The following is a 25,917-nucleotide window of genomic DNA, read 5'->3' as shown; positions in this document are numbered from 1 at the left end:
CCGGCATTGGGGCACGGACCACACGTCATGGCGGGACACGTATGCTGCAAACGGCGCCGAACATCGCCTATCTCAAGGCCGCATGGGCTGCATTCGCGGGCATCAGCGGCCCCAACGCCCAGCAAAGCTACGAAGCGGCAGGCCTGAGCTTCACGCGCGTCAACCACTCCACCCTGGTGCGCAAGAACGACGTTCAGGTGTCCACCATGCCCATCCACTACACGCGGCACGAACTGCGCGTGGGCTTCCTGGGCCGCATCGAGAATGAGGTGCGCAAAGCGGTGAACGAGCTCGAAGCCGTGCTCTACCGCGACCTGTGCCTGCCGGAAGGCCACGAATGGATGATCGAGCTGGATGAATGCCTGCGCATGCTGCGTCGCCGTGGCCATCGCTCGCTGTCCATCCTGATCCAGCCGGACAGCTCCGCTACGCCTGACACCCGCGTGCGCGTGGAGATGCGCGTGTACCTCGACTCACCGCGCGCCTGCCTGTTCGCCAGCGCAGCGGATGCCACCACGAACGGTTTCGTCGATCTGCTGGAAGAGGCCCCCAAGCGCGTCCGCGTGCCCCGCGCGGCGAACTACGGCGAACTGGCTGCACAGATAAGCACCACACTGAACGAGGCTTTCGCCGCCTTCCCCCGCGCCCAGCTGGCTGCCTGAGAACAGGCTCTTATTCCACGGGAATGTAGAGATCCGTTTCCGACGACGGGTCGTCCGGCGCGATAAAGCGCTCGTCGTAACGCTCGAATTCCACCCCAGCCCGCACGCGCAGGCCCAGCTTGGGCAGCAAGCGGGTGTGAATGGTCTGGAAGGTTTCGGCGATCCCGCTCACCACACCCCGGTGCGTGAACACACCGTACTTCTGGGCCGGCACGGTGAACTTCACCATGCCCTCGGGCACGGCTGCGTCCTCAGCCACCGGCAGGCCTGCCACGTAGCGCAGCATGCCGTCCGGCATGGGCGTGCAGACGCCGTAGGCCACGCCTGGCTCCGCCAGCGGCTGCACTTCGTGCTCGCGTGGCAGAAAGCGCTCCCATAGCGGCCCAACGCCATTGGGACTGCGGGCGACATACTCCAGTCCGACGACCGTGAAGGCGGGCAGCGATACGATCCGGTGATCCATGGCGGCGTCCTGCGGCAGCGTTGAGCGAACCCCAAGACTAAGTCAGTAGGCATGCATGGCAACAGGGTGAAAAGGGCCACTTGCATGGCAGGGCGTTGTCGATATGGCAGCCCCCCGTTCGTCGTGAGGATAGACGCCGCCTTCGCCTCACCAGGTCAAGGATGCGTCTGGCCCTCCACCTTCTGCGCCCGAGGTTATGTCCATGTCCCAAGCCCCCACCCTGATCCCCGTTGACGAGCTGGTGAAGCGCAACGGCGTCACGTTCGCCGGCGAGAGCGCTGAATACCGCCACGCCCGCAACGCTCTATTGGCCGAAGAACTCGAACTGCGCCGCCATATCGAACGCGTGGCCGAGCAACGCCGCGCGCTGCCACCCGGCCCCGACGTGAAGGGCGACTACCGCTTCATGGGCGAGCATGGCCCGCTGGATTTCGCCGGCCTGTTTGGCGACAAACAGACCCTGGTCACCTACAGCTACATGTTCGGCCCGCAGCGTGAACGCCCATGCCCCATGTGCACCTCGTTGCTCGGCGCATGGAACGGCGAGGCGCGCGACATCCAGCAACGCGTCGCGTTGGCTGTGATCGCCCGCTCGCCTATCGAACGCCTGCTCGCCTTCAAGCAAGAGCGTGGCTGGAAAGACCTGCCGCTGTACTCCGACATCAACGCCCACTTCAGCCGCGACTACAGCGCCATCGATGACAAAGGCAACGATGAGCCGGCGTTCTGTGTCTTTACCAAACGCGATGGCCACATCCGCCTGTTCTGGGCCGGCGAAATGGGCATGGCCACCGCCGACCCCGGCCAAGACCCGCGCGGCGCCCCTGACCTCATGCCGATCTGGACCATCCTGGATTGCGTACCCGAAGGCCGCGGCACTGACTGGTATCCGAAGCTGAATTACGGCACCTGACTACGGAACCAACGGGCCGCGACTACGCGGCCCGTTGCGTCATTCACTCTCACATCGCCTTCAGGCAATTGACCATCCACGCCTTGCCGAAACGGTCTGTGAGCATGCCGAAGCGATGCGCCCAGAAGGTTTCAGCGATGGGCATCGACACCTCGCCACCCTCGGCCAGCGCCTTGAACACGCGGTCGGCCTCTGCCGCGTTGTCCACGTCGATATTCACGCAACCTTTGGAGACGACCGTGTGCGGCGGGCCATCCGCGCCCATCAGGATGCCGCTGGGCGTTTCCAGTTGCGAATGCATCACACGGCCGTGCGTTTCGGGCGGCATGTCGTTGGCCATGGGCGATTCGCCGTAGGTCATGCGCATGGTGACCTTGCCGTTGAACGCTTTGGCGTAGAAGTCGAATGCTTCGCGCGCCTGGCCATCGAAATCAAGATAGGGAATGAACTTCATCGGGCTACTCCTACATCGTGGGGACAGAAAGCCTTACGGCGTCCCGCCGCGCGAGCGCAACGGCAGCCGTATGGCCATCCTTTAAATCGTGCCGGTCATCGTTCCGGCGTGATGGTTCATCAGAATGACGAACGAGCGTCTCACGGATCGACATGGGGCAACGCCACCACGGCGCGCGCCGGGTCGAACAGATCAGGCCCGGATCATGCCCGGGAGCTGGTTGTCCGCGATAACGCGGTTTCGCCCCGTGCGCTTGGCACGGTAAAGCGCGGCGTCCGCCTCCCTGCGCAACAGCTGAAGCTCGTAGCCCGAACTGTCGGTGGACGCCAGTCCAATGCTGGCGGAGAACGTGACGAGACGGCCGTCACCCTCCACCGGGGTGGCCTCGATCGCCGTGCGGATGCGATCCGCGATAGCCACGCCCTGCTCACGCGTGCAGTCGGGCAGCAGAATGCCGAACTCCTCACCACCCAGGCGACCGAACAGATCCGTGGGACGCAGCTGTCGCTGGCAGAGCGTCACGGTGTGCTTGAGCACGATGTCGCCGACGGCATGGCCGTGGGTATCGTTGATCAACTTGAAGTGATCCAGGTCGATGGAGATCAGGCAGGCAGCACCCGATTTCCTCTCCGTGGTGCGCAACACGCGCTCGGCCTCGCTCACAAAGTGTTGGTGGTTGAAGATGCCGGTCAGGCTGTCGCGGAAGGAGAGCATCTTGAAACGCAGCTGCGAGCGCTTGATGCGCAACAGCCATGCCGCGATGGAGATGACCAGCAGCAGTAACAACGCGATGTAGAGCCGGCTCGTCTCGACAGCCTTGGTGTCCAGCGCCTGTTGCAAGCGCAGGATATTGTTCTGCTTGCTCAGCCCCTCGGCCTCCAGCCGTTGCGCGAGCAGATGCTGCTGCACGGTGGCATAGGCCAGCGACCTGGCACTGATATCGTCGATGTAGCCTTTGTCCTGGGCGACGAAGTTCTCGTAATAGGCCAGCGAGGCTGCAGGGTTGCCACGGCGTTTCTCCACCTTGTAGAGCACGTCGTAGGCGGTCCGGACCCATTCGCTGACTTCGTCCTGGCCGCTCATGGTCAATGCGGCGAGCGCAGCCTTGCGGGCATTGGCCTCGTCGCCCAGCTTTTCATATGCCTGGGCAAGCTGCACTTGCACTGCCCGCATGTGGGAGTAGTAGCGGTTTGCGGCGACGCTCGGCGCCAGGCGGTTCAACAGGGCGAGTGCTTTTTCCGGCCGATCTTCGGTCAGGTAAAGGTCGCTCTTGATCAACATCATGGTATTGACGAACACCGGCTGTCCGGCGGCCGAGCAAGCGTCGATCGCTTCCTGCAGCTTCGGGCTGGACGAGGTAAGCCGATCCGTCTTGTTGAGTGCACTCACTTCCATGGACAGCGGGTTGCACAGGCTTTCACCGGGAGGTACCGCGTCCTCCATCATGCGCGCGTACTTGATCGCCAGATCGGTCTGCCCCGCGTACACCATCAACTGGGAGAGATTGGACAGCACGATGAAGCGTGCCAGCCTGTCCTTCACCGTCGGCAAATCGGAAGCCAGCTGGTTGGCCAGCGTAAACGCTTCCTCGTAATGGTTGCTCAGCCCGAGATTGTGCATGAGCAAGGCCATGGCCTTGGCCTTCAGCGTCGCGTCACCGGAATGATCGATGACGTCTTGCAGCATCAGGTTGGCCTTGGTCGCATTCCCCTCGAAGGCTGTCTGCCACCCATCAAGGTAACGCAGGTACCACTTCTGGACGGGCGTCAGCTGGGACGCCTCTTCGTGAATCTGCGCGAGCATGGCGACGAAACGCGGGTGATCGATGGTGCGTACCCGCTCGGTCTGCTCGAGGAACTCGCCGGGATCGGTAACCGTCCCGGCGGCATGCATCACGCCCGGTAGTACGCAGAAGGCCAGGCTCGCAAGTGCGAGCCGTGGCCAAGCCTTGCATCGCCGGAGCGACATCGCGATACCTAGGCGGCCTGCGCGAGCAGGTTGCGCACGGACTCGGGATCCTTGTTCGGCTCCCCTTCTTCGTCCGGCACAGGAACCGGCACAGGAATCGGCTCCTCGCGTTGCGGGTACGTCTGAGAGCTTTGGGTCACGTGCATCACGTGCTCCCCAAACTCCCGCCCCAACGGCGCGCTGTCACCCGATGCCACCGCAGCCACCAGCGCCTCGGAGGCATCAGCCGTCGCCAGCAAGGTGGAGAGTTCATCAGACGACGCATAGCGCAGCGTTGCATCCTGGCCAATGGCCTCAAGCCAATCCATCGTATCTGTCATAGGTCAGAGCCCCCTCTGTTTTGTTGTGATGATCTTGCATTGATTGCTGCGGCCGGCACGCCACGGTCGCGCCGGTATAGCTTGATGACACACGATGACAGGCGTCATCGGCAGGCCATCATCGTGCCATGCGCCAACGGGCCTCTCCCCCGTCGCGCGTGGCCACTGTATCGCGTTACGCAGGCTCCACGGCGTTTTCCGCCGCTTCCAATTCCGCCAGCCGCGCCTGTATCGCCAGGTTTGGCTTCATGGCCTTCGCCGGGGGCAACACCACGGTTTCCTCGGCGGACAACTCGATATCCGGCAGGTCACGCAAGGCGACACGGCGGATGCGCGGCTGCTGGATGGGCAGCGTAGCCGCGCGGTAGATGATCATCTGATGGTCGAGCGGATAATCCGCGCTCAGCAGGTCCACGAACACCTGCCGATACGCAGCACCCGTCGCCTTGAAACGCGCCAGCGACTGGTCGCCCACGTGCCCCACCTGCCACAGCACCAGATAACCGGTGGGATCGATGCGGCGTTCGAACAGCAGCAACTGGCTGGCTTCGAAATGCTGGCAACCGAAACGGCCCGGGTCGATGCCCAGATCCGCATAGAGACAATCTTCGGCGGAAATGCCGGGCTCCATGTGCGCGGCATACCCTTCGGCGCGTGCCGCTTCGATAGCCTTGTGCGGCGACCAGGCAAAGATGCCAGGGTGCCCGTAGAACACACCGCAGACGCGCTTGCCCGCGCGTACTTCGGTCATCATCAGGTCGACCCATTCGCGATACGTCGTGAGTCGCGACTTCCCTTCCCGGTAATAGGGCTGCAGGCTGCGCACGTCTGGATGCATGCGTTGCAGCCATGCCTCCACGATGCCGTCCGACACACCCGCGAACACCACGTCCGACTGGGTGATATGGCTGCGCGCCAGCGGCGTGAGGTGGGATCCGAGCGTCATGCCCAGGCCGACACAGGCCAGGCTGCCGTGGCGCACGTCTGTCGCTGCCGGTGTCGAAGAGTTTTCCATCCCGCGATATTAGGGCAATTTCTGACCGCTGAGCACGCCAGGCGACATATGGCAAAGGATCGCCCCGAGCCGCCACAAAGCCCTGCACAACCGCTGAAAAGTTTGCTGGATCGAGACAAGCAAAGTGGCGCGCGCCTACGCCTGGGCGCATGGTAGCCTCACCGGCCGGTGAGAATCGCGCCGGCAAGAGCCTCGCACGCCGTCCACCTTGGGCACGGCGCCGATCGGGCTCGAACGCCCGGGCCTCCCGGCGCCATCGCCGCCCACTGTCGCCGCATCGGCCACAAGCGATAGATTGAGCTTTTAAACCCCAGGGCCTGGCCCGGGCACTCACTCCCCACTGTCTACCCCGACGCACCACGAGGATACCGGCATGAAAAAGCACCTCCTGAGTTCGCTGGCAGCTGCTGTTCTGGCTGGCGGCATGCTCCTGACGTCCCCCGCCTTCGCCGCCATCAGCCAGGGCGCCACCGCTCCGGCCTTCACCACCCAGGCCAGTCACGACGGCAAGAGCTTCACCCTCTCGCTGGCCGACGCGCTCAAGAAGGGGCCGGTCATCGTGTACTTCTTCCCCTCGGCCTATACCGGCGGTTGCGATATCGAAGCACACGCCTTTGCCACGGAAGCGGCGAAATTCGCTGCGGCAGGCGCCACCATCATTGGCGTCTCGGCGGACAGCATCGACCGGCTCAACACGTTCTCGGCCGACCCGAGTTACTGCGCCGGCAAATTCCCGGTGGCGTCCGATCCGCAGGGCAAGATCGCCGCCCAGTACGACGTGAAGATGTCCGCCGCCGAGCCTGACGCGAAGGATGTGCAAGGCCAGGCCATCGAGCACGGTTTCATCTCGCGCGTGACCTTCGTGATCGGGCGCGACGGCAAAGTGGCTGCCGTGTTCTCCTCCGAAGCCGATCACCTGCATCCGCAGGACCATGTGAGCAAGTCGCTCGCCATCGTGCAGCAGCTCCAGGCAACCAAGGCGCCCTGAGCATTCGCCGCGCGGCGCACGTCCGCCCCGTCGAGGGCGGATGTGCGCGATCCGGGGCGCACCGCGCACGGTCACGAAACCGTCGCTTGCAGTCCCACCGGGCACCCGGCAAGCTTCCCCGTTTGACCAACCGGAGTTGCCATGTCCTCGCAAGAAACCATCATCCAGATCATGCCCGCCACGGGTTGGGTTGCCGTGTTCGACGAGAACGGCGACGAGAGTGCGGAAGCGCTCGTGTGCTTCGCGCTGGTGGAGTCCGTGCAGAACGGCACCACGCACCGTGACGTGCGCCCGATGCTGGTGAACGGCAAGCAGATCAGCTTTGCCGACGCCGCGCCGAATTTCCTGCGCGTGGAAGAACTCGAAACCTTCGAGGACGAAGGCGAAGAGGAAGAAGAGGAAGACGGCGAGGAATAATCCGCGCCCTTTTGCTCCATCCCTGGCGGCCGGCAACTTTGCCGGCCGTTTTCTTTTAGCCCGCGCCGCCTCGTGCGCTCAAGCACATAGGCCGGCCGTCGCTACTCGCGAAACGAGCCGAGCATCGCTTCGCGCACATAGCGCCCCAGCAACATCCCAAAGACCCGGTGCGCGCCCCAGAGATTTGTATCCGAATGTATCCGGCCGCCCCGTAGGTACATGAGCTTGCAATTCCGCCGATGCGTCACACGAAGGTGATACACGGCGATGTTCTCCTAACGCCATACCCACCTGCCGGAGAACAGCCATGTCGGACCTGATCGACCCGAAGCGCCGCCGCTTCCTTGGTGCCACCGCGCTTGGCCTTGCGATCGCCCCGCTGGGGCTGTCTTCGCTCGCCAGCGCCCAGGCGGCGAAGCCAGCGCCCACCAGCGGTGGGCGTACGGCAACGAGTGGACACACCTCGTTCAAGTCCATCAAGCATGTGAAGGCTGGCGTGCTCGACGTGGCCTACGCCGAAGACGGCCCGGCCAATGGCAAACCCGTCCTGCTGCTGCACGGCTGGCCGTACGACATCTACAGCTTCGTCGACGTAGCCCCCATCCTCGCCGCCGCAGGCTACCGCGTGATCATCCCGTGGCTGCGTGGCTACGGCGACACCCGCTTTCTCTCGGCCGATACCCCGCGCAACGGACAACAGGCTGCGCTCGCGGTCGATGCCATCGCGCTACTGGACGCGCTGAAGATCGATCAGGCGATCGTCGCCGGCTTCGATTGGGGCGCGCGCACCGCCGATATCCTGGCTGCGTTGTGGCCAACGCGCTGCAAAGCGCTGGTGTCGGTCAGCGGCTATCTCATCGGCAGCCAGGCGGCAAACCGCGCGCCGCTGCCTCCCAAGGCCGAACTGCAGTGGTGGTACCAGTACTACTTCGCCACCGAGCGCGGTGAAGCGGGCTACGCGAAGTACACGCACGACTTCGCACGCCTTATCTGGGAACTGGCCTCGCCGCAATGGAACTTCGACGACGCCACCTTCGCGCGTTCCGCGGCCGCCTTGGATAACCCTGATCAGGTCGCCGTAGCCATCCACAACTACCGTTGGCGCCTGGGCATCGCCGAGGGCGAGACGCACTACGACGCACTGGAAACAAAGCTCGCCACGCTGCCGAACATCCAGATACCCACCATCACGCTGGAAGGCGATGCCAATGGCGCGCCGCACCCCGAACCAGCCGCCTATGCAAAGCGATTCACCGGTAAGTACGAGCATCGCGTGATCAGCGGTGGCATCGGCCACAACCTGCCACAGGAAGCCCCAGTGGCCTTCGCGCAGGCCGTGATCGACGCGGACCACCTCTGAACCGTTCCCGGAGAACACATCCATGAAAACGCTATTAGCTCTTGCTGCTGCCGGCGGCTTGGTGATCGCGGGCGTGCTGGCTGGAGTGTCACAAGCGAGCGAATCCGCCACCAGTCCAGCATCCCCCATCTACGGCGTCTCCCTGCCTCAGGGCTACCGTCAATGGGAGTTGATTGCGCCCGCACTGGAAGACGCACCACTCAACGAGTTGCGTGCCGTCGTCGGCAACAAGGCCACCGTTGATGCCTATGCCCGGAACAGCCAGCCCTTTCCTGATGGCACCGTGCTGGTCAAGCTCGCATGGAAACGCCAACCGTCCGCCGAGTTCGCCACCGCAACGGTGCCCGGCGCCGCCACTACCGTTCAAGTAATGGTGAAGGACTCGAAGAAGTATGCCGCCACCGGTGGATGGGGCTTTGGCCGCTTCATCGACGGCAAGCCAGCGGATGAAGCGCAGCACCGTACCTGTTTTGCGTGCCACGCAGCGCGCGCCAGCGGGCACGATTTCGTGTTCACGCGATACGCGCCCTGAAAACGCCCGATGGAGTTGCCCATAACCCGCGGATCTGTTGCCAGAGCTGAAGGTCTGTTGGAAGATCCGCGCGGCGAGAGGCCACCGAAACCCTGTGGCCGTCTCTCACATACGATCACAGCGTCAAGTACGGGAGAACACATGACCGCGGTCACGAAACAAGACGCCACGCCACGGCTCATCCCATGAAGCCCGAAGACTTGCAGCGACTAGTCACCATGCCCATGCCCTATGGCAAGTATCAGGGTCGCCTCATCGCCGATCTCCCCGGCGCATACCTCGCCTGGTATGCCCGCAAAGGCTTTCCGCCCGGCGACCTCGGCAACCTCCTCGCCCTGGCACTCGAACTTGATCACAACGGACTGAAGCCGCTGCTTGATCCGTTGAGGAAGCGTAGATAGGGCTGTTCGGGCGAAGAAAGCATGAGGAGAGCGTCTTTCGATCCGAAACAGATATCGTGAATCAGGTACTGCACATGCACAGGCATTGATCAAACCCACACACATTCAGGCCACTGATGGCCCGCCCGACATGCATTCCGCATGCAGCACTTCCGTTTCCTCGTCCGCGGGAAACATGGATTCGATGCGCAACTCCTGGGCGGCAACACTTTGAGGCGCCCCTACCGTGGTCACCATGGAAAAGTAACGGAGTGTTTTGCCGTGCTTCCTGAAACCCAAGGGAATCATGGGAAGATTTGGTGCGGAACCGTCTGATCCTCGCTGCCGCCACGATGGATCAACCCCTGGGTACGCAAACAATTCATCCAGTAAGGTTTGGCTTCGTTCGTCCAGGACACCTCCGATCAGTTCCCGATGCACGCGCTGGATAAGGCTTCTGGCGACCGTGTCCCAATCCACGACAAACGGCCGCATGCCTTCGGGATCAAACATGAGATGCAGCATGTTCCTCGGCTTCGTGCGTGCGGCCATATCGATAAACAAGCCGAAAAAATGCGGCGATGACGCATTGGTAGCCAGCACATTCCAGTAACGATCCATGACGACGGCGGGAAAGGGCTCATGCTGACGAAGCATGCGATCCACCGCGCGCGTAATGCCCTGCATTTCCTCGGCATTCCAGGCGGTTTCTGGATAGATCGGCGCATAGCCAGCCGCCAGGAAGATCGCATTACGTTCGCGCAATGGAACGTCCAGTGATTGGACAATGCTCGCCAGCGCGTGGCGACTTGGCACACTGCGACCCTTTTCGATAAAGCTCAGATGCCGCTGCGACATACCCGCATCAAGCGCCAGCCCCAGTTGGCTGGCGCCGCGCATTCCTCGCCAGTGTCGCAGCAGAAGACCCAGGTCATGGGATGGGTACGTCAGGTCGCTACGCATGGTGCCCATGGGATCCTCTAAGCACGTCCAACTGACGATGTGCACGATAACCGCTTGAGTGTCTCATGTGCGTTTGCCACCTACGTCCTTATCAGCACCCTCGCCCGCCAACGACCCCATGGATGGTCAGGCCGACGGGGCAGACCAACGGGATGCTTGGAACGCTTCTTCCAGCGGCGGATGGGTGACATTGCCCGTGTAGTTGGTGATGGTGGATGCAGCAACAATGGCAACCGTTTCCAGAAGGTGATGTTTATCAAAACCGGCCTGAAGAAACGTCGACACGTCGTGATCGCCCAAATGCCCTCGCTTCTCGATAAGAGTCCGTGCCAGGGCGGAGAGTGCGGCGTTCCTCGTATCAAGGGGATTCCGGCGCTCGCGAATAGCGTGGACATCTGCCTCGTCAACGCCTTCCTTTACCGCCAGGAAGGAGTGGAAGGCCACGGCCCAGGGACACTCATTCGTCACGGCATTGGTAAGCAGAACCACCTGAACCTGCTCTTCGGAAAAGCTGCCACCATGAACTTTGCCAAAGAGCCCGACAAGGCCCTCGATCAGGACGGGGGATGTAGCCATCGCGCCTGCGATATTGGGGATGAAGCCAAACGCGCCCCGCAGCGCCTCCAGAGAAGGCCTGGACTGCAGCGGTGCGGATTCGATCGTATGGATGGGAAAAGATGTCATGGGTAGTCCTCGCTGAATATGTGCATCGCCGTCGATATCGACGACGTGGAGGAACCTTAGGCGTGTGCATTCAACGCGCCAACTACCTGAGAGGTAATAAATCGGTCGCGATTCGCGAAAGAAAGGAGCAACGGGTCTCGCGATATGATGAGATATCCGTCGTCGCCCAAAGCGAACAGCCGGCTCGAAATAACCCTCTCTACTTACGCCCCACCAAGGATGGCCTGACTCAAATGGCAAAGATTCACTTGATCGAAGGACCAGTGGGCGCCGGCAAGTCCACGTACGTCGCCGAATTGCGAAAGCAACACGCAGCACCGGGTTTCATTCTGGACGCGTGGTTCGTCAGGCTATACAGCCCGGATCGCCCTGCCACCAACCTGATGGAATGGTACATAGCCAGGAAAGAGCGTTGCCTGGACCAGATCTGGGAAACGGCGAAAGAGATTCTCGACGCGGGCCATGACGTCGTCCTTGAGCTTGGACTGGTAGAAAGGACGAGTCGCGAACGTTTCTGCACGCAGGCGTTAGGGGCCGGATACGAGCTGACCATCTACCTGTTGGATGCCCCACGAGACATCCGACGTGAACGAGTCCGCAAGCGCAATCTGGAAAAGGGCTCGACATACGCCATGAACGTGCCAGATGCATTTTTCGAGATGGCAAGCGACCACTGGCAACCCATGGATGAGATCGAGCGCGAAATGTACGACGTCCGCGTGATCTCCTATCCGGACGAACTTGAGCCTGCTAAAACTTAGGCTAAGGTCCGCTTTCGACCCAGAGCGGACCTGTTTAGGTACGGGTTCAACGCATGGATTGCTTCGGATGGCCTGGTCGCTAGATTCTATGGATATTGATTCGTCAGCTCGTGCCATCCTTTTGGACCTGCGGGCGAAGGTAGAGGGCGGGGGCGAAGGGGGCATTTACGGGGACCAGACCAAGGCGCTCCATGACATTGACTCACTTCTCGCGAATCCCTCGGTGTACCAAGTGAAACTGTTGCTCCTGCCAACGGCCAATCTGCAAGAGCTCTCCATCGACTGCGGGTGGGGAAGCCAGTTCAACTATCTCGCGGCCAAGCTTGAGGCGGTTTTAGGCATCGATTAGGCGTATGCGGCTAAGGTCCGCTACCGACCCAAGACAGACCCTGGCGAACTGAACATATGAGGTGCGTATGGCCGGACCGGACTATCTAGTTGCCCATGCTTGCTTCCGATGCCGCAAGAGCTTCAAGACCCGCCCAAGACGGGACGGAAGTGCTACATGCCCCCAATGTGGAGGGCCGCTTCACCTCATGGGGCGCTCTTTTCACGCACCGAAGCTTAGCGACAAGGAGCAATGGGAAAAGGTACGGCGCCTTCATCAAGCAGGCTTCCGATTCTTCAGTTATTGCAGCGTATCTGGTCCTGCATTGCCGACCAGGCTCGCAGACGTGGATGCGTTCATTGCCGACAATCCGTCGCACCCATTGCGTATAGCAGTAGATCCGTGAATCGGTAAGGTCCGCTTTCGACCCAAAGCAGACAGTTTCGTTTACAGGGATGGATGGTTATGCGGGTCACCAAGGATTCTGGAGGGCTCGATGACCTGGAAGGCGATAACGTTGGGAGTAGTGCTCGTTGGCCTGTTGGTCACCATTGTGGCGCTGGTCGCGAGGCCTGATGTCCCTGATCCAGGGACCGACAAGGCCGTTCTCTCAGCGGTGGTGTCTCTGCAATGCCAGGGTAAGGGCCGTGGCAAGGTTTTACTCTCAGCGAAGCCCATTGGTCCCCGGGACCTGCACATATGGATTCCGCAAGACATATCGATGGATCAAGGCAATGCCCTTGCCAAGCGTGCTGATGAGACTAAGGCGCTGCCGGCGGGGATCGAGTGCCCGCGCGTAAGTATGGTGTCCTACGCACGCCTCAAGGCCGCATTCGATCAACCAGCAAAACAGCCTATGGAGCTTCCCGTGCCGGCAGGCATACGGATCCCCATTGGTATGAATACCGGGTTCCAGGACGCGTTTCCCGACATCGAACTGCTACTCCGCCTAAGTATGCCGATCTACTCCAGGACGCAGAATACGGCCGTTGTCTATTTCGAGGAAGATTGTGGCGGGCTATGTGCGCACGGGGAATACGTTGTGGTTGAGCGATTAGACGGGGTCTGGCGCGTCACGAAGCGCCTTCAGGCATGGACGTCTTAAATTGGTCGAGAAGATAGATTTGATCATTAGCCTTTAGGCCCGCTTCCGACTCAAGGCGGACACTTCTGTGATTCTTTCAGCCTATTCATCGAAACGGTTACTGGCCAATGAGAAGGAAGCCATGAAGATACGGACAGTCCTGTGCTCAGCGTTGCTCGCAGCATGTTTTCCGGTCATCGCCTTATGCCAGCAACCTGGTGGAGGGCTTCCCATCGCCGTGGAAGCCATTGGTGTAGAGAAGTCGGGCCACAACTTCTACTTGGATTTCCGGGTTTGGAATTGTTCGGGCAAGGAGCTGGTCATGGATATCACCAATCTTCCGTGGGGTGGCATTCTTACCAGCAAGCAAGTTATCTATCACCCAGCTTCCGGCAAGGTCATGCAAGCAGGGTACCCGGTTGAAGACTTTCCGGAGACGCCGTACACCATTCCTGCGGGGGGCTCCATTTCTGGAAAGGTGGATCTCGGAAAGTACTTCCATGAACTGACCGAGATAAAGCATCCAGACAACTGGGTTGTTTTTTGGCTGTATGAACCCTTTGGCTCAAAGAACATTCCAGTTGGGAAGTTCGGTGGAATGATTCCTCTCGACCAATCTCTGCGCTACTCACCAGGAAAGAGTGCCTGTCACGCCGATGGCCGCTGATCGGGTAATGTCAGCTTTCGACCCTTAGCGGACACTGCGTCTCTATTGCCAATAGTTCCGCCCAGTCATACCAGACGTTGTCTCCATCACCTGAACCTGTGGAATGGGAAATGAGTGACGAAATAATACTATTGGGGCGCGTTGAGGCAGGTGGACTACTCGTTGTCACAAATAACACTGGAAAGCCGATTCCGGTTGGCACGAGCTTTACCCAGGTCATCAAGCATAGGGTTACGGTGACGCATCCAGATATCCTTAGTGAGGACTTAGGTCAGGTGGCATCAGTAGACATCCTCCTTGAGGAGATCACTCTTCAAAAAGGAAAGGGGCCAATACAGGTGATTCCGGTTGGCTGGAGCGCTGCAATTAAGCTTGTCGGAGTGGGTGTTGATACCGTAATTCATGCGCTTCAGAACGCGGAAAAGAATGAGAAGATCTTCTTGAAATGAGATAAGCACCTAGGCTTCGGTGTTCCTGATGCCGGTTGGCGGTCGCCGAGCAATTGCGTGCTATGGCGAGTTGCAAATGTCCGCTTCCGACCCGAAACGGACCTTCCCCATCTCAACTAGATATTTGCCGTGGGGGCAAGTGAGCGGCATCGAAATCGTTGTACGCATGGACAGTGTGTCAATATTTCGATCAGGCGCGCACCACAGGCTGAAATCGGCCAGAAAGCGCAGTGCGACTAATCGTGTGAGGGGCGTATGGCGGCGAGCGTTACGATAGGGCATGAGCCCAAGGGAGCGGTTAGCCGTGCCGGTCGTTCGCGGTACGTTTCATCCGGGCTAATTCCGAGGAACCGCCTCCAATGGGTCCCGCCATCAGCTCGGCTCGCACATGAGTACTGCTACTTTTTGCACGACGCCTGCGTGCAGATGCTGGCCGAATACGAAAAGGCGCGCGCCCATCTGGTTCGCTTCAAATTCCGAGATGCCGACGAGGCTGACGAGTTCGAACGCCTAGCCAACGAGGTCGGCTCGGTCGAAGCGTTGAAGCGGTTAGGTCGGCTGGACGAAGCGCGACGTGTGGCCATAAACACCATCACGATGGGCATGGTGTCCGACTGTCTTCACCACATCTATGAGGCGCTGCGGTGCATGGAACGTCGGAAGGTCGTGGTGGCCTTCAATTTGCTGCGCAAGCCGCTCACCGATAGCCTCATTTATCTGGCCTGGATGCTGGGCGACGAAGACGGCTTCTATGAAGCTTTCTCCAAACAGTCGCCCGCAGGGCTGGCCCCCAAGATCGTTGGCAACCTGCGCCAGGCCATTCTCCAAACCGCCCTTGAGAAGACCGCCCTTAAGGGCGTGATCCAGAGCGATTGGCTTCACGCGGTCCTGTTCAAGGACGACTTTGAACGCGGCCTCTACAAAATCCTGCAACGTGCCGTGCACCTCATCACCGTGCAACGGGACGCGGTGAGGACAGAGCCGGAGAACTTCAATTTCATTTTCAAGAACTACGCCGACGATGATTCATACGACGGGCTTTACGAGGTGCTGCCACCCGTACTGCTCTTTCTCGCGCATGTGATCGAAGGCCTCTACGACCGCATGAAAGCCATGGACCCAGGAGCGAGAACTGCATTCCAGGTCCGCACGATCATGAGCATGTTTCTGCTGAGTGACGATCCGAAGAGGATCAATGAGACCCGGAAGATCCTCGTTAAGCTATCGCGAATTTTGGCTTGTCCCAATTGCAAGAAGCCGCTCATTCTGACCCAACACAACATGGCGCGCCTTCTGATGCGCGAGTCCTTTCGGTGCACCGGATGCAGGACCGTAACGCCTCTCCCATTCTCCTATATTTTTTAACTCCTAAGGCCTATGTGCGTATCGCATAGCTCTTGATCAATTGGTAATCCACAAAGAACTGCATTCACCTAAGGGCCGCTTCCGACCCGAAGCGGACCCGACCCATATGGGAGGACGCATGCCAAACGAAGACTGGATGTTTGGTCTACAGGAGGCTGTTACCAACCTCCCGACAGACGAGGCTGCTTTTCGGTTCCATTACGGCCTGAGGCATGGAACGATGAAGGTCGGGTTGTATGCGCCTCGGGGCGAGGACCGGCAATCCACCCATTCGCAGGACGAGTTGTACATCGTTATCAGTGGCACGGGGGATTTCGTAAAGGACGGAGTCCGCAGAACGTTTGAGCCGCAGGACGTGATCTTTGTCGAAGCCGGAGTTACGCATCGCTTCGAAAGCTTTTCAGATGACTTCGCAACATGGGTGATCTTTTGGGGCGTACACGGCGGCGAGCAGTAAGGTCCGCTTCCGACCCATAGCGGACCCAACGGAGTTGCGAAAAGGGGGGGGAGAGGGTGATGGATCAGGATGCTCTGTATACGAAAGCAGTGCGCTTACGAGAGATTCTCAATGACCTCTCACCCTCCTCGGAGGCCGCTCAGACACTACTGGCCGCAATTGGGCCGCTTCTTGAAAGAGCCATCAGCAGAGAAGTTTCGGCTCCCTTGGAGCGACACATGCCCGGTGGACATATGGTCTGGGTCGAGGAGTCACTCCGCGATTTCCCTGAACTGGAAGAGGCGTACGCTCAGTTTCAGAACGAAATTTTGGGTGGGCGCTAGGATTTTGATGGGTAGCGCGGTCGCGGTCGGAGGGTCCGCTTCCGACCCGAAGCAGACACTTTTACAAATGACGATGGGGAACTATGAGTCCTGCCTGCCCGTGCTGCGGTCATCTCACAATGCCGGACGACGGTTCATTCCCCGGCTCGTTCGTGATCTGTCCTGTTTGCTTTTGGGAAGATGACGACGTCCAGTTGGAGAACGCTGATTTCGCAGGCGGCGCGAATCGCCCGAGCTTGAATCAAGCCCGCTTTAACTACCGTACTTTTGGGGCAAAGGATGAGCAGGCGCGGTCCCACGTTCGCTCGCCGAGAGGGGACGAGTTACCGCCTGGTGAGACCGCTGCTTAGAATGCATTCTTAGGTCCGCTTCCGACCCGAAGCGGACATCACGAACATAGATCGGAGAGTCATTTGCATGGCAGCGGATGAAATTCAAGCCTTAGAACTGGCGCTGGGTGCCGCCTCCTCAAACGGAGCCCTCCGTCGCGCTTCCTACTTCATTGTGCTTAACGATGACGAGTGGGTTGTTCATGTTGAGGAGTCACTGAGTTTCCGCGTCAGTCAGTCAACAGGAATGTTGATTCCGGACGATCAACGCCTGGATGCCACGGAGGCACTACGCATTGCTCGCGAATATGCCCTCAACCATCAGTTGAGGTGGGAGCCCGCGTTTTCACTCGAGCCGGGGCGTGGCGGTTGGAAAGTCGGTGCCCGCCAAAGTCAGCTGGGTGGGCAGCTCTCCATTGACGTTGGCCACGACGGTCGCGTCGTAGCCCATCGTGTAAATCCGAAGTAGCTAGTCTGACGGTTGTTCGCAGGCGGAATGACGAAGTTGGTTAGGTCCGCTTTCGACCCGGAGCAGACCTTGGCAATAGCCGCCATCACCCTCAGCCAGCCGGTCGGCTTGCGCAGTCGCGCGAAGCCTCCTAGGCTCCGCGCGGAGAACCCCTGGAGGCATCATGACCAGAGCAACGCTGCTGCTCTTTTTGCTGCTGATCGCGGGAGCGATCGGGCTGAGCTGGCGCCATTACCAGAACGCCAGGGCACTGCTGAGTGACTGGGCAGACTCCAACGGTTTGCGCATCCTGCACGCGAAATCCAACACCTTCTGGCTGTCCATTCCGCTGTCGATGTGGCTCACCACCTCGAAGTACCAGATGATCTTTCGCATCTCTGCTTACGACGAATCCATCCATCGCATACGCACAGGCCTGGTACGACTGGGCACGCCCATATGGGGCATCATGAACCGCGATGCGGTAGACGTGTTTTGGGACAACGAAAACTGAGGGCTCGTCGGACGATCTATTGCTCCAAGTCCCCTGGGATTGAGCAGGATAGGCTGTTTCAATTGGAAACGGCCGCTTCCGACCCGAAACGGATGTGCCCGCATCTTGAACTCAAACGGACATTTGTCGAGAACGGTGACCAAACTCATCTCAAACAGGCACGCCGCGATCAAGATTTGCAAGGTTAACCATTAGCATTCTTTAGATATTTCATCTGCATAATCACTAATCTCGTCGGGAGGGAACGTGACGGATTTTTCAATCAGCGGGGCCTTAGGTTCGGGTTTTTCCCTTATTGCACGCCGACCGGGATCGGCGATTGCCTGGAGCATGGCGTACCTTCTCGTTGCGATCGCCCCGATGGCCTTGTTGTTTGGCTACCTGTTGTCGGAGATGCCTTCGTTCTTCGCAAGTCTCCAACACATGGACCCGCACAAGGGACCGTCGGCCGAGATGTTTCGCCTGCAAAGCCGGATGATGATGGCCAACCCGCTGATGTTCGTGACTGGGCTGGCCGGACGCGCACTTCTGGTCGGCGCCATCTATCGCAGCGTTCTTGAACCCGATAATCGCCGCTTCTTTTCTCTACGCTTCGGCGCGCAGGAGCTCTGGCTGGGTCTTGTGCTGTTTGTCTATAGCGTGATTGTCGCGTTTACGATGCTGGGGGCGATGATTAGCGGCGGTGTCCTGGGTGGTTTGGCATGGCTGATCGGCGGTCTGATACCCGACCCGACCGCGGCCACCCTTACCCGTGTTGTGCTCATTGGTGGCGTTGTTATCGCTGCCATCGGTGCATGGGCCTGGGTAGCGATTCGACTCTCCCTCGCCCCCGTGATGACGTTTGCCGAGAAGGAGTTTCGGCTGCACGAGTCCTGGGCATTGACGAAAGGCCATGCCTGGAAACTGACCGGCATGAGCGCCGTTCTGGCCGTGATTGCCATCACCATCGCGTTGATCATGGAATGCATCATTATTGCGATCGTCTATGCGCGGCTGGGTGGCTTCGATCAAGCCCACTTACACGCGTTCTTCCCTCAAGGGCAAATCCCGAACGTCGTGCCCTTATTGGTCGCTCTAGCGCCGGCACTCGCCGTGGGCTTCGCGCTGGTTGGTCCATTGTTCGCCATCCTCGTGGCGCCGTTGGCGTCGGTATACAGGGATCTGAGTGGACGATGAGTTGCCGAGCGGGCAGAAGGAACGCGGGAGTGCGCGGCAATGCGAGCCTTCTGTACGAAGGCGCGTCTCCCCTGCTGTATAGGCCCGCTTTTTGAGCCAAGGCGAACGTTTCCCTTGCGCGCAAAACGTGTACCCTTCGGCGGGCTGGTTGCTCATTCCGCACGCTGAATCGACGAGACAGGGTACGCGCCATGCATTTCGAACTGCCGGAAGTCAGCGCTCATTCGCTGAAGGATTTTGCCAAGCACTATCTGATGATCGTGGTCAGCATTCTGACTGCGCTTTCGCTGGAAGCATGGATCGAACACGCTCATCATGAGCGGGCGGCGAGCGAGGCCCGCGCGAGGATTGAGGCAGAGATTCATCAGAACCTGGTGGAAATCACCAAGGCCAGGGATCACGACCGCGAGCGTATCGCATCACTGGAAAAGATCCGTGACGGCCTGCTGGATGCATTGAAATCCCACGCGTCCGCCAGCGACATCGACAAATACGTTCACAACGCCATGACCAGCGAGTTCTATCTCGATGGTCGCTGGCCCACCCTTCGCCGTGAAGCATGGGATGTTGCTGTCGCCAATCAATCCGCCAGCTGGGTCGACACGGAACTCCTGCGTCGCTACTCCAGCATCTATGCTGAGCAGAACACCAAGGCGGCCACCATTGCCGGCGAAACGACCGCGGTACTCAGCGAATCGCGCATGGCGGACGCCATGATTGACATCCAGACGGGCGAGTACGAGCCGCGGGAATTGCTGCACGTCACCAATCAGATGGTGGGCCTGTTGAGCGAAGAGGTGAACGCGCTAGACGCGCTTGCGAAGGAGATCAGCGCCAGCTTCCCGGCGGCCTCCGGGACGCAGGTCGCCCATGTACCGGCAGCCAGCCCCTCGGTCGGCCATGGCTGAGTCATTGGGAAGATCATGAGTCCGCGGGCGAGGCATCCGCATCAGGGTACGTCCACGTATCCGCACCATCGAACCGCCGTACTTCAATGCCATCAATCAGCGCTGGATCGACATTGCGCATGTTGACGCCAAACTGCTGCCCCGCCTCGGCATGCAGCGGCTCCCAGTGAGTGACGCAGCCACAGACGGCGCAATGCATAGTGCGGATAGTGCGCTTGCCCCACACATACGCGGCCAGGCTCTCTCGCCCGGAAACCGTGACCGCGTGGGATTCATAGAGCGCCCATAGCGCTCCATAGCGTCGGCAAATCGAACAATTGCAGTTGATCAGATGCGCCGGCGCGGAAGGAACCTGAAGTCGAACCGCTCCGCAATGGCAGCTTGCAGTGAGCACGCAAGTGGACCTGCCGAGTTTTACGTGGTGTCGATGAAAGCAACGGCGTGCGCGTCCGGGCGCACCATCACATACATGGCAGCGATTCACCCATGTGAATCCGCCGCCATGTCGTTCCGTGCGTCGTCGCGCTCAGCGCAACTGCTGAATGCGGAGCATATTGCCGGCCGGATCACGGACGGCGCAATCGCGAACGCCGTATGGCTGGTCGGTCGGCTCCTGCACGATATCGGCATCCTGCGCCTGCAATCGCTCGAAGGCACCTGCAAGGTCGTGAGTGGCGAGCAGGATCATGCCGAAGGTGCCCTTGACCATCATCTCGGCAATGGTGCGGCGCTCGTCATCGGTGACACCTGGGCTGGCCTCAGGCGGATACAGCACGATAGAGGTAGCAGGCTGGCCTTTTGGGCCGACCGTGATCCAGCGCTTGCCACCATAACCAACGTCGTTGCGTACCTCGAAACCGAGGGTGTCGCGGTAGAAGACCAGCGCGGCATCGGGGTCGTTCTGGGGGAGGAAACTGGAATGAATCTGGATGTCCATGGCGTTCTCTCGGTGGGTGGTGAAGTCCATGGGGATCAGTCTAATTCCGGCTCCCGGGGCGGCGCTTCTCGATTCCTGATCGGTCGCGTCACCTGCTTGGCGACGCACGACGGCATGCCCTGCGCTGCATGCGCCTGCTCGCGCCGGTAAGTGCTGGGGGACATGCCGACCAGTTCGGCAAACCGCGTACTGAAGGTGCCAAGCGAGGAGCACCCCACCTCGAAGCAGACCTCGGTAACGCTAAGCTCGCCTCTGCGCAGCAAAGCCATCGCGCGCTCGATCCGCCGCGTCATCAGATACGAATACGGCGATTCGCCATAAGCCTGGCGGAACTGGCGACTGAGATGCCCCGCCGACATGTGCACGCCACTGGCCAGAGCCTCCACGTCCAGCGGTTGCGCGTACTCCCGGTCGATCCGGTCGCGCACGCGACGCAGCCGTGCAAGGTCGCGCAGGGCCTGCGCTTCGTCGGGTCTGCTGGTCATACGCCGATCGTGTCACGACAAGAAAGTGGGCTCAAGTCGCGGTGTTGCAGTAGCACACCAGGGTGCTGGCAGAATGCGGCGCTTAACGACACCACAAACGAGACAGTTCCATGGACAGCCATATTTCACCGGTTCCGCTGGAGAAGGCCTATCGCCTGCTCAACCACGGCCCCACGGTGCTCGTGTCGGCCCGCCACGACGGCATGGACAACGTCATGGCGGCCGCGTGGGCCTGCGCGCTGGATTTCAACCCGCCCAAGCTCACCGTCATCCTCGACAGGATGACCAAGACCCGTGAACTGATCGAAAAGACCGGCCGCTTTGTCATTCAGGTGCCCACGGCAGCGCAATTGCAGCTCACGTACACCGTTGGAAATCTGGGACGCGCGCAGGCCACCGACAAACTGGAGCGCGCCGGCGTGCGGTGGTTCGACATCGACGGCCACGACCTGCCCTTTGTCGCCGGTTGCTCCGCATGGCTGGCGTGCCGGCTTATTCCCGAGCCGCACAACCAGGAAACGTACGACCTCTTCATTGGTGAAGTCGTCGGCGCATGGGCCGACAGCCGCGCCTTCGCCAACGGCCACTGGAACTATGAAAACGCCGAGCCCGCGTGGCGCAGCCTGCACTACATTGCGGGCGGACAGTTCTATGCCATCGGCGAATCGCTGAAGGCCGAACCGATCGAGTGACGGCGCGCGCTACTCATCCCAACCGAATTCCGAATAAGGCACACCGTCGAGCGCGCAGCGTATGCCTTGGACGGTGTAAGGAATCACGTTCCCGGGCAATCGAGCCGGCTCGTACCAGCCCAGATGATCGTGCTTTTCGGGTTCCATCAGTCGCGCCTCGCCCTTCCAGATATCCGCGCGAAAGAAGGCACCCAGCCACTCACTGCCGGCGTCACCGGAACGACAGTGCATGAGATGAACCAGCCGAAGTGCAGTCGGCTCGGCCAACAGCCCGGTTTCTTCGCGGAGTTCACGGGCGGCGGCATTCACAAGCGGTTCGCCGCCGTCATGCGCGCCAGCCGGAAGACTCAGGCATCCATCGTTCCACCCGGTATGGCTCCGTCGCAGCAGAAGCACTTTACCCTCGTGCTGAACGATGACGAAGACGCTCGTGGTCAATGGGAAACGCTGCCTCACTTGGCTCTCCTTGATTCGTACGCGCGGCAAGCCACATCAAATGGCGTGCTTGCCGCCATTTTCTCGAATCGCTGTGCCACCCAGCGATTCGCGCAGGCGCTCCACATACAACGCGTAGTAGTCGCCAGGCGATGCCGCACTCATGCGGGCGAGCAGTTGCACCACGGCTGCTCGCTGGTTGTCGTCAAGCGGTGCCCTCGCCACGCGCGCAAGGTCGAGCCATGCGCCGCTGAGCGTGTCCAGGTCATCGCCATCCGCAAGTTTGAGTGCTTCCGTATAGGCATGCGTGGCGCCGGCGACATCGCCGGCCATCTGCATGACCTCGCCGCGACGCCGCCACACGGGAGCCATGCGCGCGGGATCGTTCGGCCAGTTGGCGGCGACGGTGTGCGTGGCATCGTCCAGCATCCGGCTCGCGGCATCCATCCTGCCCGCGACGGCCGCCGCGTGCGTGCAAACCAGATCCAACCGCACATGCACGGGCGCCTGCAACGGCGGCATCTGTGCGAAGTACGGCTCGCAGGTACTCAGGGCTTCGGATGGGTCGCCCCACTTGTCGTGCAGGTCGGCGTTACTTGCGTCGATAAAGCCGGTCAGTACCACTTTATTGCCCCGCCACTGTTCGGCATGGATCGACGCCTGCGCGGAACGCAGCAAGGCCGCGGCTTCGTCATGGTGCGACGAAGCTGCGAGCAGATTGCCCAGGTACATTTGCGAACGCGCAACCAGAAAATGGCCCTCACCCCAGATCGCCTGCTGAGTCGCCAGCGCCTTCCTGAGCAAGGGCTCGCCCTCCGCTGGCCGAAGCAAGGTGCTGAGCATCAGGCCAGTCTGTTCTTCTGCCGCCGCCGTTTTCCAGTCCAGCTCGCCGAACTGGCGCAGGTTGTTCTCCATGCCGTCGCGCGCGGCGCGGTAGGCATCCTCGTTGCGGTTGAGCAGCAGGTAATACTGGGTCATACGCTCCATGACCGAGCCAAACTCGCTCTTGCCATAGCGCCCTCGCCACAAACTGGCGGCAGTCTGCAGGTGCATCAGATCGTCGGCATCACCGGCCGCATGCGAGTGCATGCCGAAGGCGGCGACCTGGTAGTGCGCACGCGCCAGCCGATCGGGTGAGGATTCGCCGGCAGCGGTATAGATGGCCAAGGCCTGTTTCGCATCCCGGTACGCATCGGGGTAGCGCCCCTGCCCTTCCAAGTCGGACGTACGGTCGAGCAAGGCATCCGCGTACTCGGGACTGTCCTTGCCCATCAGCGCCAGCGATTGCGCCAGCCGCGCCTCATGCAGTTTCGATGCGGCATCGGCCATACCCAGGCTGGTGGTAAGCGCGGCGAGGTCGTGCATCAACTGGAACCGTGCCTGCGGCTGGTCGGGCATGCTGCTGGTCACGCGATCCGCAGCCAATGCCACCAGTTCGTGCGCCGGCATATTGCGCGAACGCGTATCGGGAATGGGCAGCCCACGCGGATTGAACACACCCAACACAAATTGATACAGCGCCTGATTACGCGCCGCTTCGCGGCCGGCCGTGCGTGCCTGATACAGCGCCTCACCCGTCATCCCCAGCAGCGCGGCCACCGCCAGCACGCCAGCCGCCACTCCGATCTTGTGCCGACTGACGAAGCGAGAAAGTCGATAACCCGTACTCGGTCTGCGCGCCAGCACCGGCTCGCCGCGCAGATGGCGACTCACATCATCGACCAGTGCCTCGACCGTGGCGTAACGCCGATCGGGTGCCTTGTCGGTCGCTTTGAGGATGATGGTATCCAGGTCGCCGCGTAACCGCCGTTGCTGCGCGCGTTCGATGACGCGCTCGGAGGGACGACGCAAGGTCTGGTGGAGAATGCAATGCGCCAGCGCCTGACGACCGGGTTGCGTCGGCTCGTACGGGCTCACGCTAGTGAGCAGGCGATACAGCAGCAGGCCGAGCGCATAGATATCGGACGCCACGCCAGGACGCTCACCGCGCACCTGCTCGGGCGACGCCCCTTCCAGCGACAACGGCGACGCACCTGCCGCCGTGAGCGCGGGCGATTCGTCATCCGCATCGAGCAGTTGCGCAATGCCGAAATCTAACAGGCGCACTTGGCCATCGTCGTTCACGCGGACATTGCCGGGCTTGAGGTCGCGATGGATGACCAATTGGCCGTGTGCGTACTGCACGGCGCTGCCTATCTGCAGGAACAGCGCCAGTCGCTGTTCCATGCCCAACTGCCGGCTGTCGCACCAGTCGATCAGGTTCGCGCCCGACACGTGTTCCAGCGCCAGCCACGGCTGCCCCTGTTCGTCGACACCCGCGTCGTAAAGGCGCGCAATGTGCGGATGGTTTAGCGCGCTGAGGATGTCCCGCTCCCGCGCAAATCGTGCGCCCAGGCGACCCGTGCCGTATCCGGGCAGGGGCAGCTTCAACGCGACCTGGCGTTCGAGCAAGCCATCGTCGCGATGTGCCAGCCACACTTCGGCCATGCCGCCGTGGCCGAGCAGCGAGCGCAGGCGCCAGGGGCCGACGCAATCCTGCGGCTGGTGATGGGCTGCGCCACCTGCATCGGCCGTCGTGATCGCCGGCATAGTGTCCAGAAAGCCTGCCGCATCCGCGGCTCGTGCGGACGCCAGCAGTGCGCGTACACGCGCTGCCAGCACGGGATGCGTGGCGTGCAGTGCGGAGAGCTCCGCCTCTTGCCCGGCAGGTTCCAGATCGATCAAGGCATCGAGGAGTGCCGAAACCTCAGGCCATGCTGGCGTGGTTGGCTCGCTCACTTCATGGCCTCCCACAACAGCGCACGCGCCTTCAACCAATCACGTTGCACCGTGCGCCGGGAAACATTCAACGCGTCGGCCGCTTCGACTTCATCAAGCCCAACGAAATAACGCAGCTCCACCACACGGACCAGGCGGGCGTCGATTTTCTCTAGATCCTGCAACGCCTCGTGCACACGAAGGATTTCCGCGTCGCCATCGATCTGCGGCAACTGCGTGTCCAGTGTGACCTGCCTGAGCTCTCCACCACGACGCAACGCCGCCCGCTCACGCGCGGCATCCACCACCACTGAGCGCATGGCCTGCGCGGCGTAGCCGAAAAAATGGGCTTTGTCGTCCTTCCACACCGCATGGCGATCACGCAAACGGAACCACACCTCATGCACCAGCGACGTGGTGTTCAACAAGGTCAGCGGCTCGCCCTTGCGCAGGCGCTGGTGGGCCATGCGTTTGAGTTCGTCGTACGTCTCGGCGAGCAGGTCGCCGCTGGGCGGAGCACTGGGGGCAAGGGGCATGGGGATCGGCTTCGGGCTGGGACAACGGACGCCATCGGCCATGGCACGAATTACATCGGCATGGTGCCAGATTTCTTTTGCAGGCATGGCGCTTTCGGCGGCCAGGTTCCGTATGGGGAGATAAGGCGACCTGTTCGCCGCTCCCAT

General features: G+C 60.9%; 31 protein-coding genes. 19 read left to right on the top strand and 12 right to left on the bottom strand.

Going from position 1 to position 25,917, the window contains the following annotated elements; translation table 11 throughout:
* Window positions 1–41: 41 nt before the first annotated feature.
* On the top strand, window positions 42–662 hold the full coding sequence (locus DyAD56_RS15165) for a hypothetical protein (RefSeq protein ID WP_102303608.1): 621 nt from the start codon (window positions 42–44) through the stop codon (window positions 660–662).
* Between the two features lie 10 nt (window positions 663–672).
* Here DyAD56_RS15165 and DyAD56_RS15160 read toward each other — a convergent pair whose 3' ends face one another.
* Window positions 673–1,125, bottom strand: coding sequence for a GyrI-like domain-containing protein (locus DyAD56_RS15160; RefSeq protein WP_102303607.1), 453 nt, complete (start codon window positions 1,123–1,125; stop codon window positions 673–675).
* Between the two features lie 202 nt (window positions 1,126–1,327).
* On the opposite strand from DyAD56_RS15160, the gene DyAD56_RS15155 reads away from it, so the two are divergent.
* Window positions 1,328–2,038, top strand: a complete 711-nt coding sequence (locus tag DyAD56_RS15155) for a DUF899 family protein (RefSeq protein WP_102303627.1) — start codon at window positions 1,328–1,330, stop codon at window positions 2,036–2,038.
* Window positions 2,039–2,087: 49 nt separating this feature from the next.
* Here the strand turns inward: DyAD56_RS15155 and DyAD56_RS15150 are convergent, their stop codons facing one another.
* From DyAD56_RS15150 to DyAD56_RS15135, 4 genes are all read right to left on the bottom strand, one after another.
* Entirely contained in the window at window positions 2,088–2,492 is a 405-nt protein-coding gene (locus DyAD56_RS15150; RefSeq protein ID WP_102303606.1) for a VOC family protein, read from the bottom strand.
* 192 nt (window positions 2,493–2,684) lie between these two features.
* Window positions 2,685–4,460 carry a GGDEF domain-containing protein gene (locus tag DyAD56_RS15145; RefSeq protein WP_102303605.1) on the bottom strand — a complete coding sequence of 592 codons (1,776 nt, stop codon included), beginning with the start codon at window positions 4,458–4,460 and terminating at the stop codon, window positions 2,685–2,687.
* 8 nt (window positions 4,461–4,468) lie between these two features.
* Window positions 4,469–4,780: a hypothetical protein gene (locus DyAD56_RS15140; protein WP_146010530.1), complete on the bottom strand. Its 312-nt coding sequence runs from the start codon at window positions 4,778–4,780 to the stop codon at window positions 4,469–4,471.
* A 175-nt stretch (window positions 4,781–4,955) separates the two neighbouring features.
* A complete protein-coding gene (locus DyAD56_RS15135; RefSeq protein ID WP_102303603.1) occupies window positions 4,956–5,795 on the bottom strand; it encodes an SAM-dependent methyltransferase in 840 nt (279 codons plus the stop codon).
* A 373-nt stretch (window positions 5,796–6,168) separates the two neighbouring features.
* Between DyAD56_RS15135 and DyAD56_RS15130 the strand changes: the two genes are divergently transcribed.
* From DyAD56_RS15130 to DyAD56_RS15110, 5 genes are all read left to right on the top strand, one after another.
* Entirely contained in the window at window positions 6,169–6,783 is a 615-nt protein-coding gene (locus tag DyAD56_RS15130) for a peroxiredoxin (RefSeq protein ID WP_102303602.1), read from the top strand.
* Window positions 6,784–6,924: 141 nt separating this feature from the next.
* Window positions 6,925–7,200: a hypothetical protein gene (locus tag DyAD56_RS15125; RefSeq protein WP_102303601.1), complete on the top strand. Its 276-nt coding sequence runs from the start codon at window positions 6,925–6,927 to the stop codon at window positions 7,198–7,200.
* Window positions 7,201–7,507: 307 nt separating this feature from the next.
* Window positions 7,508–8,560 (top strand): alpha/beta hydrolase, encoded by a 1,053-nt coding sequence (locus DyAD56_RS15120; protein WP_102303600.1) that lies wholly within the window; start codon window positions 7,508–7,510, stop codon window positions 8,558–8,560.
* A 22-nt stretch (window positions 8,561–8,582) separates the two neighbouring features.
* Entirely contained in the window at window positions 8,583–9,092 is a 510-nt protein-coding gene (locus DyAD56_RS15115; RefSeq protein WP_102303599.1) for a cytochrome P460 family protein, read from the top strand.
* A 185-nt stretch (window positions 9,093–9,277) separates the two neighbouring features.
* Window positions 9,278–9,493 carry a DUF3820 family protein gene (locus DyAD56_RS15110; RefSeq protein WP_102303598.1) on the top strand — a complete coding sequence of 72 codons (216 nt, stop codon included), beginning with the start codon at window positions 9,278–9,280 and terminating at the stop codon, window positions 9,491–9,493.
* A 105-nt stretch (window positions 9,494–9,598) separates the two neighbouring features.
* On the opposite strand, the gene DyAD56_RS15105 is transcribed toward DyAD56_RS15110, so the two are convergent.
* Entirely contained in the window at window positions 9,599–10,435 is an 837-nt protein-coding gene (locus DyAD56_RS15105) for a helix-turn-helix transcriptional regulator (protein WP_255409222.1), read from the bottom strand.
* 126 nt (window positions 10,436–10,561) lie between these two features.
* Window positions 10,562–11,119 (bottom strand): carboxymuconolactone decarboxylase family protein, encoded by a 558-nt coding sequence (locus tag DyAD56_RS15100; protein ID WP_102303596.1) that lies wholly within the window; start codon window positions 11,117–11,119, stop codon window positions 10,562–10,564.
* A gap of 62 nt (window positions 11,120–11,181) precedes the next feature.
* Between DyAD56_RS15100 and DyAD56_RS15095 the strand changes: the two genes are divergently transcribed.
* The 11 genes from DyAD56_RS15095 to DyAD56_RS15035 all read left to right on the top strand — a co-directional run bounded on the left by DyAD56_RS15095 (window position 11,182) and on the right by DyAD56_RS15035 (window position 19,928).
* Window positions 11,182–11,880 carry an ATP-binding protein gene (locus DyAD56_RS15095; RefSeq protein ID WP_233202494.1) on the top strand — a complete coding sequence of 233 codons (699 nt, stop codon included), beginning with the start codon at window positions 11,182–11,184 and terminating at the stop codon, window positions 11,878–11,880.
* 67 nt (window positions 11,881–11,947) lie between these two features.
* Window positions 11,948–12,229: a hypothetical protein gene (locus DyAD56_RS15090; RefSeq protein ID WP_102303595.1), complete on the top strand. Its 282-nt coding sequence runs from the start codon at window positions 11,948–11,950 to the stop codon at window positions 12,227–12,229.
* Window positions 12,230–12,704: 475 nt separating this feature from the next.
* Entirely contained in the window at window positions 12,705–13,313 is a 609-nt protein-coding gene (locus DyAD56_RS15085; protein WP_102303594.1) for a hypothetical protein, read from the top strand.
* 67 nt (window positions 13,314–13,380) lie between these two features.
* Complete coding sequence (locus DyAD56_RS15080) at window positions 13,381–13,959, top strand: hypothetical protein (protein WP_146010529.1); 579 nt, start codon at window positions 13,381–13,383, stop codon at window positions 13,957–13,959.
* A gap of 110 nt (window positions 13,960–14,069) precedes the next feature.
* Window positions 14,070–14,408, top strand: coding sequence for a hypothetical protein (locus DyAD56_RS15075; protein ID WP_102303592.1), 339 nt, complete (start codon window positions 14,070–14,072; stop codon window positions 14,406–14,408).
* Window positions 14,409–14,828: 420 nt separating this feature from the next.
* Window positions 14,829–15,773 carry a hypothetical protein gene (locus DyAD56_RS15070; protein WP_146010528.1) on the top strand — a complete coding sequence of 315 codons (945 nt, stop codon included), beginning with the start codon at window positions 14,829–14,831 and terminating at the stop codon, window positions 15,771–15,773.
* A gap of 118 nt (window positions 15,774–15,891) precedes the next feature.
* On the top strand, window positions 15,892–16,230 hold the full coding sequence (locus tag DyAD56_RS15065) for a cupin domain-containing protein (protein WP_102303590.1): 339 nt from the start codon (window positions 15,892–15,894) through the stop codon (window positions 16,228–16,230).
* A gap of 740 nt (window positions 16,231–16,970) precedes the next feature.
* A complete protein-coding gene (locus DyAD56_RS15050) occupies window positions 16,971–17,351 on the top strand; it encodes a hypothetical protein (RefSeq protein ID WP_102303587.1) in 381 nt (126 codons plus the stop codon).
* Between the two features lie 163 nt (window positions 17,352–17,514).
* Window positions 17,515–17,844, top strand: coding sequence for a hypothetical protein (locus DyAD56_RS15045; RefSeq protein WP_102303586.1), 330 nt, complete (start codon window positions 17,515–17,517; stop codon window positions 17,842–17,844).
* A 246-nt stretch (window positions 17,845–18,090) separates the two neighbouring features.
* Window positions 18,091–19,020: a hypothetical protein gene (locus DyAD56_RS15040; protein ID WP_146010527.1), complete on the top strand. Its 930-nt coding sequence runs from the start codon at window positions 18,091–18,093 to the stop codon at window positions 19,018–19,020.
* Window positions 19,021–19,211: 191 nt separating this feature from the next.
* Window positions 19,212–19,928 carry a hypothetical protein gene (locus DyAD56_RS15035; protein WP_102303584.1) on the top strand — a complete coding sequence of 239 codons (717 nt, stop codon included), beginning with the start codon at window positions 19,212–19,214 and terminating at the stop codon, window positions 19,926–19,928.
* A gap of 526 nt (window positions 19,929–20,454) precedes the next feature.
* Here the strand turns inward: DyAD56_RS15035 and DyAD56_RS15025 are convergent.
* Together DyAD56_RS15025 and DyAD56_RS15020 are read right to left on the bottom strand one after the other, a co-directional pair.
* The gene (locus DyAD56_RS15025) at window positions 20,455–20,895 is read right to left on the bottom strand and encodes a VOC family protein (protein ID WP_233202492.1); all 441 of its coding nucleotides are present in this window, start codon (window positions 20,893–20,895) and stop codon (window positions 20,455–20,457) included.
* Between the two features lie 5 nt (window positions 20,896–20,900).
* Window positions 20,901–21,350 (bottom strand): helix-turn-helix transcriptional regulator, encoded by a 450-nt coding sequence (locus DyAD56_RS15020; RefSeq protein WP_102303582.1) that lies wholly within the window; start codon window positions 21,348–21,350, stop codon window positions 20,901–20,903.
* A gap of 110 nt (window positions 21,351–21,460) precedes the next feature.
* Here DyAD56_RS15020 and DyAD56_RS15015 point away from each other — a divergent pair, with 110 nt between their 5' ends.
* Window positions 21,461–22,042, top strand: a complete 582-nt coding sequence (locus DyAD56_RS15015) for a flavin reductase family protein (protein ID WP_102303581.1) — start codon at window positions 21,461–21,463, stop codon at window positions 22,040–22,042.
* 9 nt (window positions 22,043–22,051) lie between these two features.
* Here DyAD56_RS15015 and DyAD56_RS15010 read toward each other — a convergent pair whose 3' ends face one another.
* From DyAD56_RS15010 to DyAD56_RS15000, 3 genes are read right to left on the bottom strand one after another with little or no spacing between them, the layout of a single operon-like run.
* Window positions 22,052–22,498, bottom strand: coding sequence for an NUDIX domain-containing protein (locus DyAD56_RS15010; RefSeq protein WP_158241358.1), 447 nt, complete (start codon window positions 22,496–22,498; stop codon window positions 22,052–22,054).
* A 36-nt stretch (window positions 22,499–22,534) separates the two neighbouring features.
* Window positions 22,535–25,255, bottom strand: a complete 2,721-nt coding sequence (locus DyAD56_RS15005; protein ID WP_102303579.1) for a serine/threonine-protein kinase — start codon at window positions 25,253–25,255, stop codon at window positions 22,535–22,537.
* Window positions 25,252–25,857: an ECF-type sigma factor gene (locus DyAD56_RS15000; RefSeq protein WP_233202490.1), complete on the bottom strand. Its 606-nt coding sequence runs from the start codon at window positions 25,855–25,857 to the stop codon at window positions 25,252–25,254. The genes DyAD56_RS15005 and DyAD56_RS15000 overlap by 4 nt, the downstream gene beginning before the upstream one ends.
* Window positions 25,858–25,917 lie beyond the last annotated feature (60 nt).

Origin of the sequence: Dyella sp. AD56, assembly GCF_002878475.1 — a bacterium.
Taxonomy (GTDB): Bacteria; Pseudomonadota; Gammaproteobacteria; order Xanthomonadales; family Rhodanobacteraceae; genus Dyella.
The sequence above is the reverse complement of the archived record's forward strand: the minus strand, read 5'-3'. Positions and strand labels throughout refer to the sequence as shown.

Excerpts from the sequence above, each read along its gene's own strand:
- DyAD56_RS15045 (WP_102303586.1), top strand. The coding sequence starts at position 17,515 with ATGACCAGAGCAACGCTGCTGCTCTTTTTGCTGCTGATCGCGGGAGCG.
- DyAD56_RS15135 (WP_102303603.1), bottom strand. The coding sequence starts at position 5,795 with ATGGAAAACTCTTCGACACCGGCAGCGACAGACGTGCGCCACGGCAGC.
- DyAD56_RS15020 (WP_102303582.1), bottom strand. The coding sequence starts at position 21,350 with ATGACCAGCAGACCCGACGAAGCGCAGGCCCTGCGCGACCTTGCACGG.
- DyAD56_RS15155 (WP_102303627.1), top strand. The coding sequence starts at position 1,328 with ATGTCCCAAGCCCCCACCCTGATCCCCGTTGACGAGCTGGTGAAGCGC.
- DyAD56_RS15160 (WP_102303607.1), bottom strand. The coding sequence starts at position 1,125 with ATGGATCACCGGATCGTATCGCTGCCCGCCTTCACGGTCGTCGGACTG.
- DyAD56_RS15025 (WP_233202492.1), bottom strand. The coding sequence starts at position 20,895 with ATGGACTTCACCACCCACCGAGAGAACGCCATGGACATCCAGATTCAT.
- DyAD56_RS15165 (WP_102303608.1), top strand. The coding sequence starts at position 42 with ATGCTGCAAACGGCGCCGAACATCGCCTATCTCAAGGCCGCATGGGCT.
- DyAD56_RS15075 (WP_102303592.1), top strand. The coding sequence starts at position 14,070 with ATGAGTGACGAAATAATACTATTGGGGCGCGTTGAGGCAGGTGGACTA.
- DyAD56_RS15085 (WP_102303594.1), top strand. The coding sequence starts at position 12,705 with ATGACCTGGAAGGCGATAACGTTGGGAGTAGTGCTCGTTGGCCTGTTG.
- DyAD56_RS15105 (WP_255409222.1), bottom strand. The coding sequence starts at position 10,435 with ATGCGTAGCGACCTGACGTACCCATCCCATGACCTGGGTCTTCTGCTG.
- DyAD56_RS15015 (WP_102303581.1), top strand. The coding sequence starts at position 21,461 with ATGGACAGCCATATTTCACCGGTTCCGCTGGAGAAGGCCTATCGCCTG.
- DyAD56_RS15130 (WP_102303602.1), top strand. The coding sequence starts at position 6,169 with ATGAAAAAGCACCTCCTGAGTTCGCTGGCAGCTGCTGTTCTGGCTGGC.
- DyAD56_RS15065 (WP_102303590.1), top strand. The coding sequence starts at position 15,892 with ATGCCAAACGAAGACTGGATGTTTGGTCTACAGGAGGCTGTTACCAAC.
- DyAD56_RS15115 (WP_102303599.1), top strand. The coding sequence starts at position 8,583 with ATGAAAACGCTATTAGCTCTTGCTGCTGCCGGCGGCTTGGTGATCGCG.
- DyAD56_RS15100 (WP_102303596.1), bottom strand. The coding sequence starts at position 11,119 with ATGACATCTTTTCCCATCCATACGATCGAATCCGCACCGCTGCAGTCC.
- DyAD56_RS15150 (WP_102303606.1), bottom strand. The coding sequence starts at position 2,492 with ATGAAGTTCATTCCCTATCTTGATTTCGATGGCCAGGCGCGCGAAGCA.
- DyAD56_RS15120 (WP_102303600.1), top strand. The coding sequence starts at position 7,508 with ATGTCGGACCTGATCGACCCGAAGCGCCGCCGCTTCCTTGGTGCCACC.
- DyAD56_RS15140 (WP_146010530.1), bottom strand. The coding sequence starts at position 4,780 with ATGACAGATACGATGGATTGGCTTGAGGCCATTGGCCAGGATGCAACG.
- DyAD56_RS15110 (WP_102303598.1), top strand. The coding sequence starts at position 9,278 with ATGAAGCCCGAAGACTTGCAGCGACTAGTCACCATGCCCATGCCCTAT.
- DyAD56_RS15050 (WP_102303587.1), top strand. The coding sequence starts at position 16,971 with ATGGCAGCGGATGAAATTCAAGCCTTAGAACTGGCGCTGGGTGCCGCC.
- DyAD56_RS15000 (WP_233202490.1), bottom strand. The coding sequence starts at position 25,857 with ATGCCTGCAAAAGAAATCTGGCACCATGCCGATGTAATTCGTGCCATG.
- DyAD56_RS15145 (WP_102303605.1), bottom strand. The coding sequence starts at position 4,460 with ATGTCGCTCCGGCGATGCAAGGCTTGGCCACGGCTCGCACTTGCGAGC.
- DyAD56_RS15125 (WP_102303601.1), top strand. The coding sequence starts at position 6,925 with ATGTCCTCGCAAGAAACCATCATCCAGATCATGCCCGCCACGGGTTGG.
- DyAD56_RS15035 (WP_102303584.1), top strand. The coding sequence starts at position 19,212 with ATGCATTTCGAACTGCCGGAAGTCAGCGCTCATTCGCTGAAGGATTTT.
- DyAD56_RS15090 (WP_102303595.1), top strand. The coding sequence starts at position 11,948 with ATGGCCTGGTCGCTAGATTCTATGGATATTGATTCGTCAGCTCGTGCC.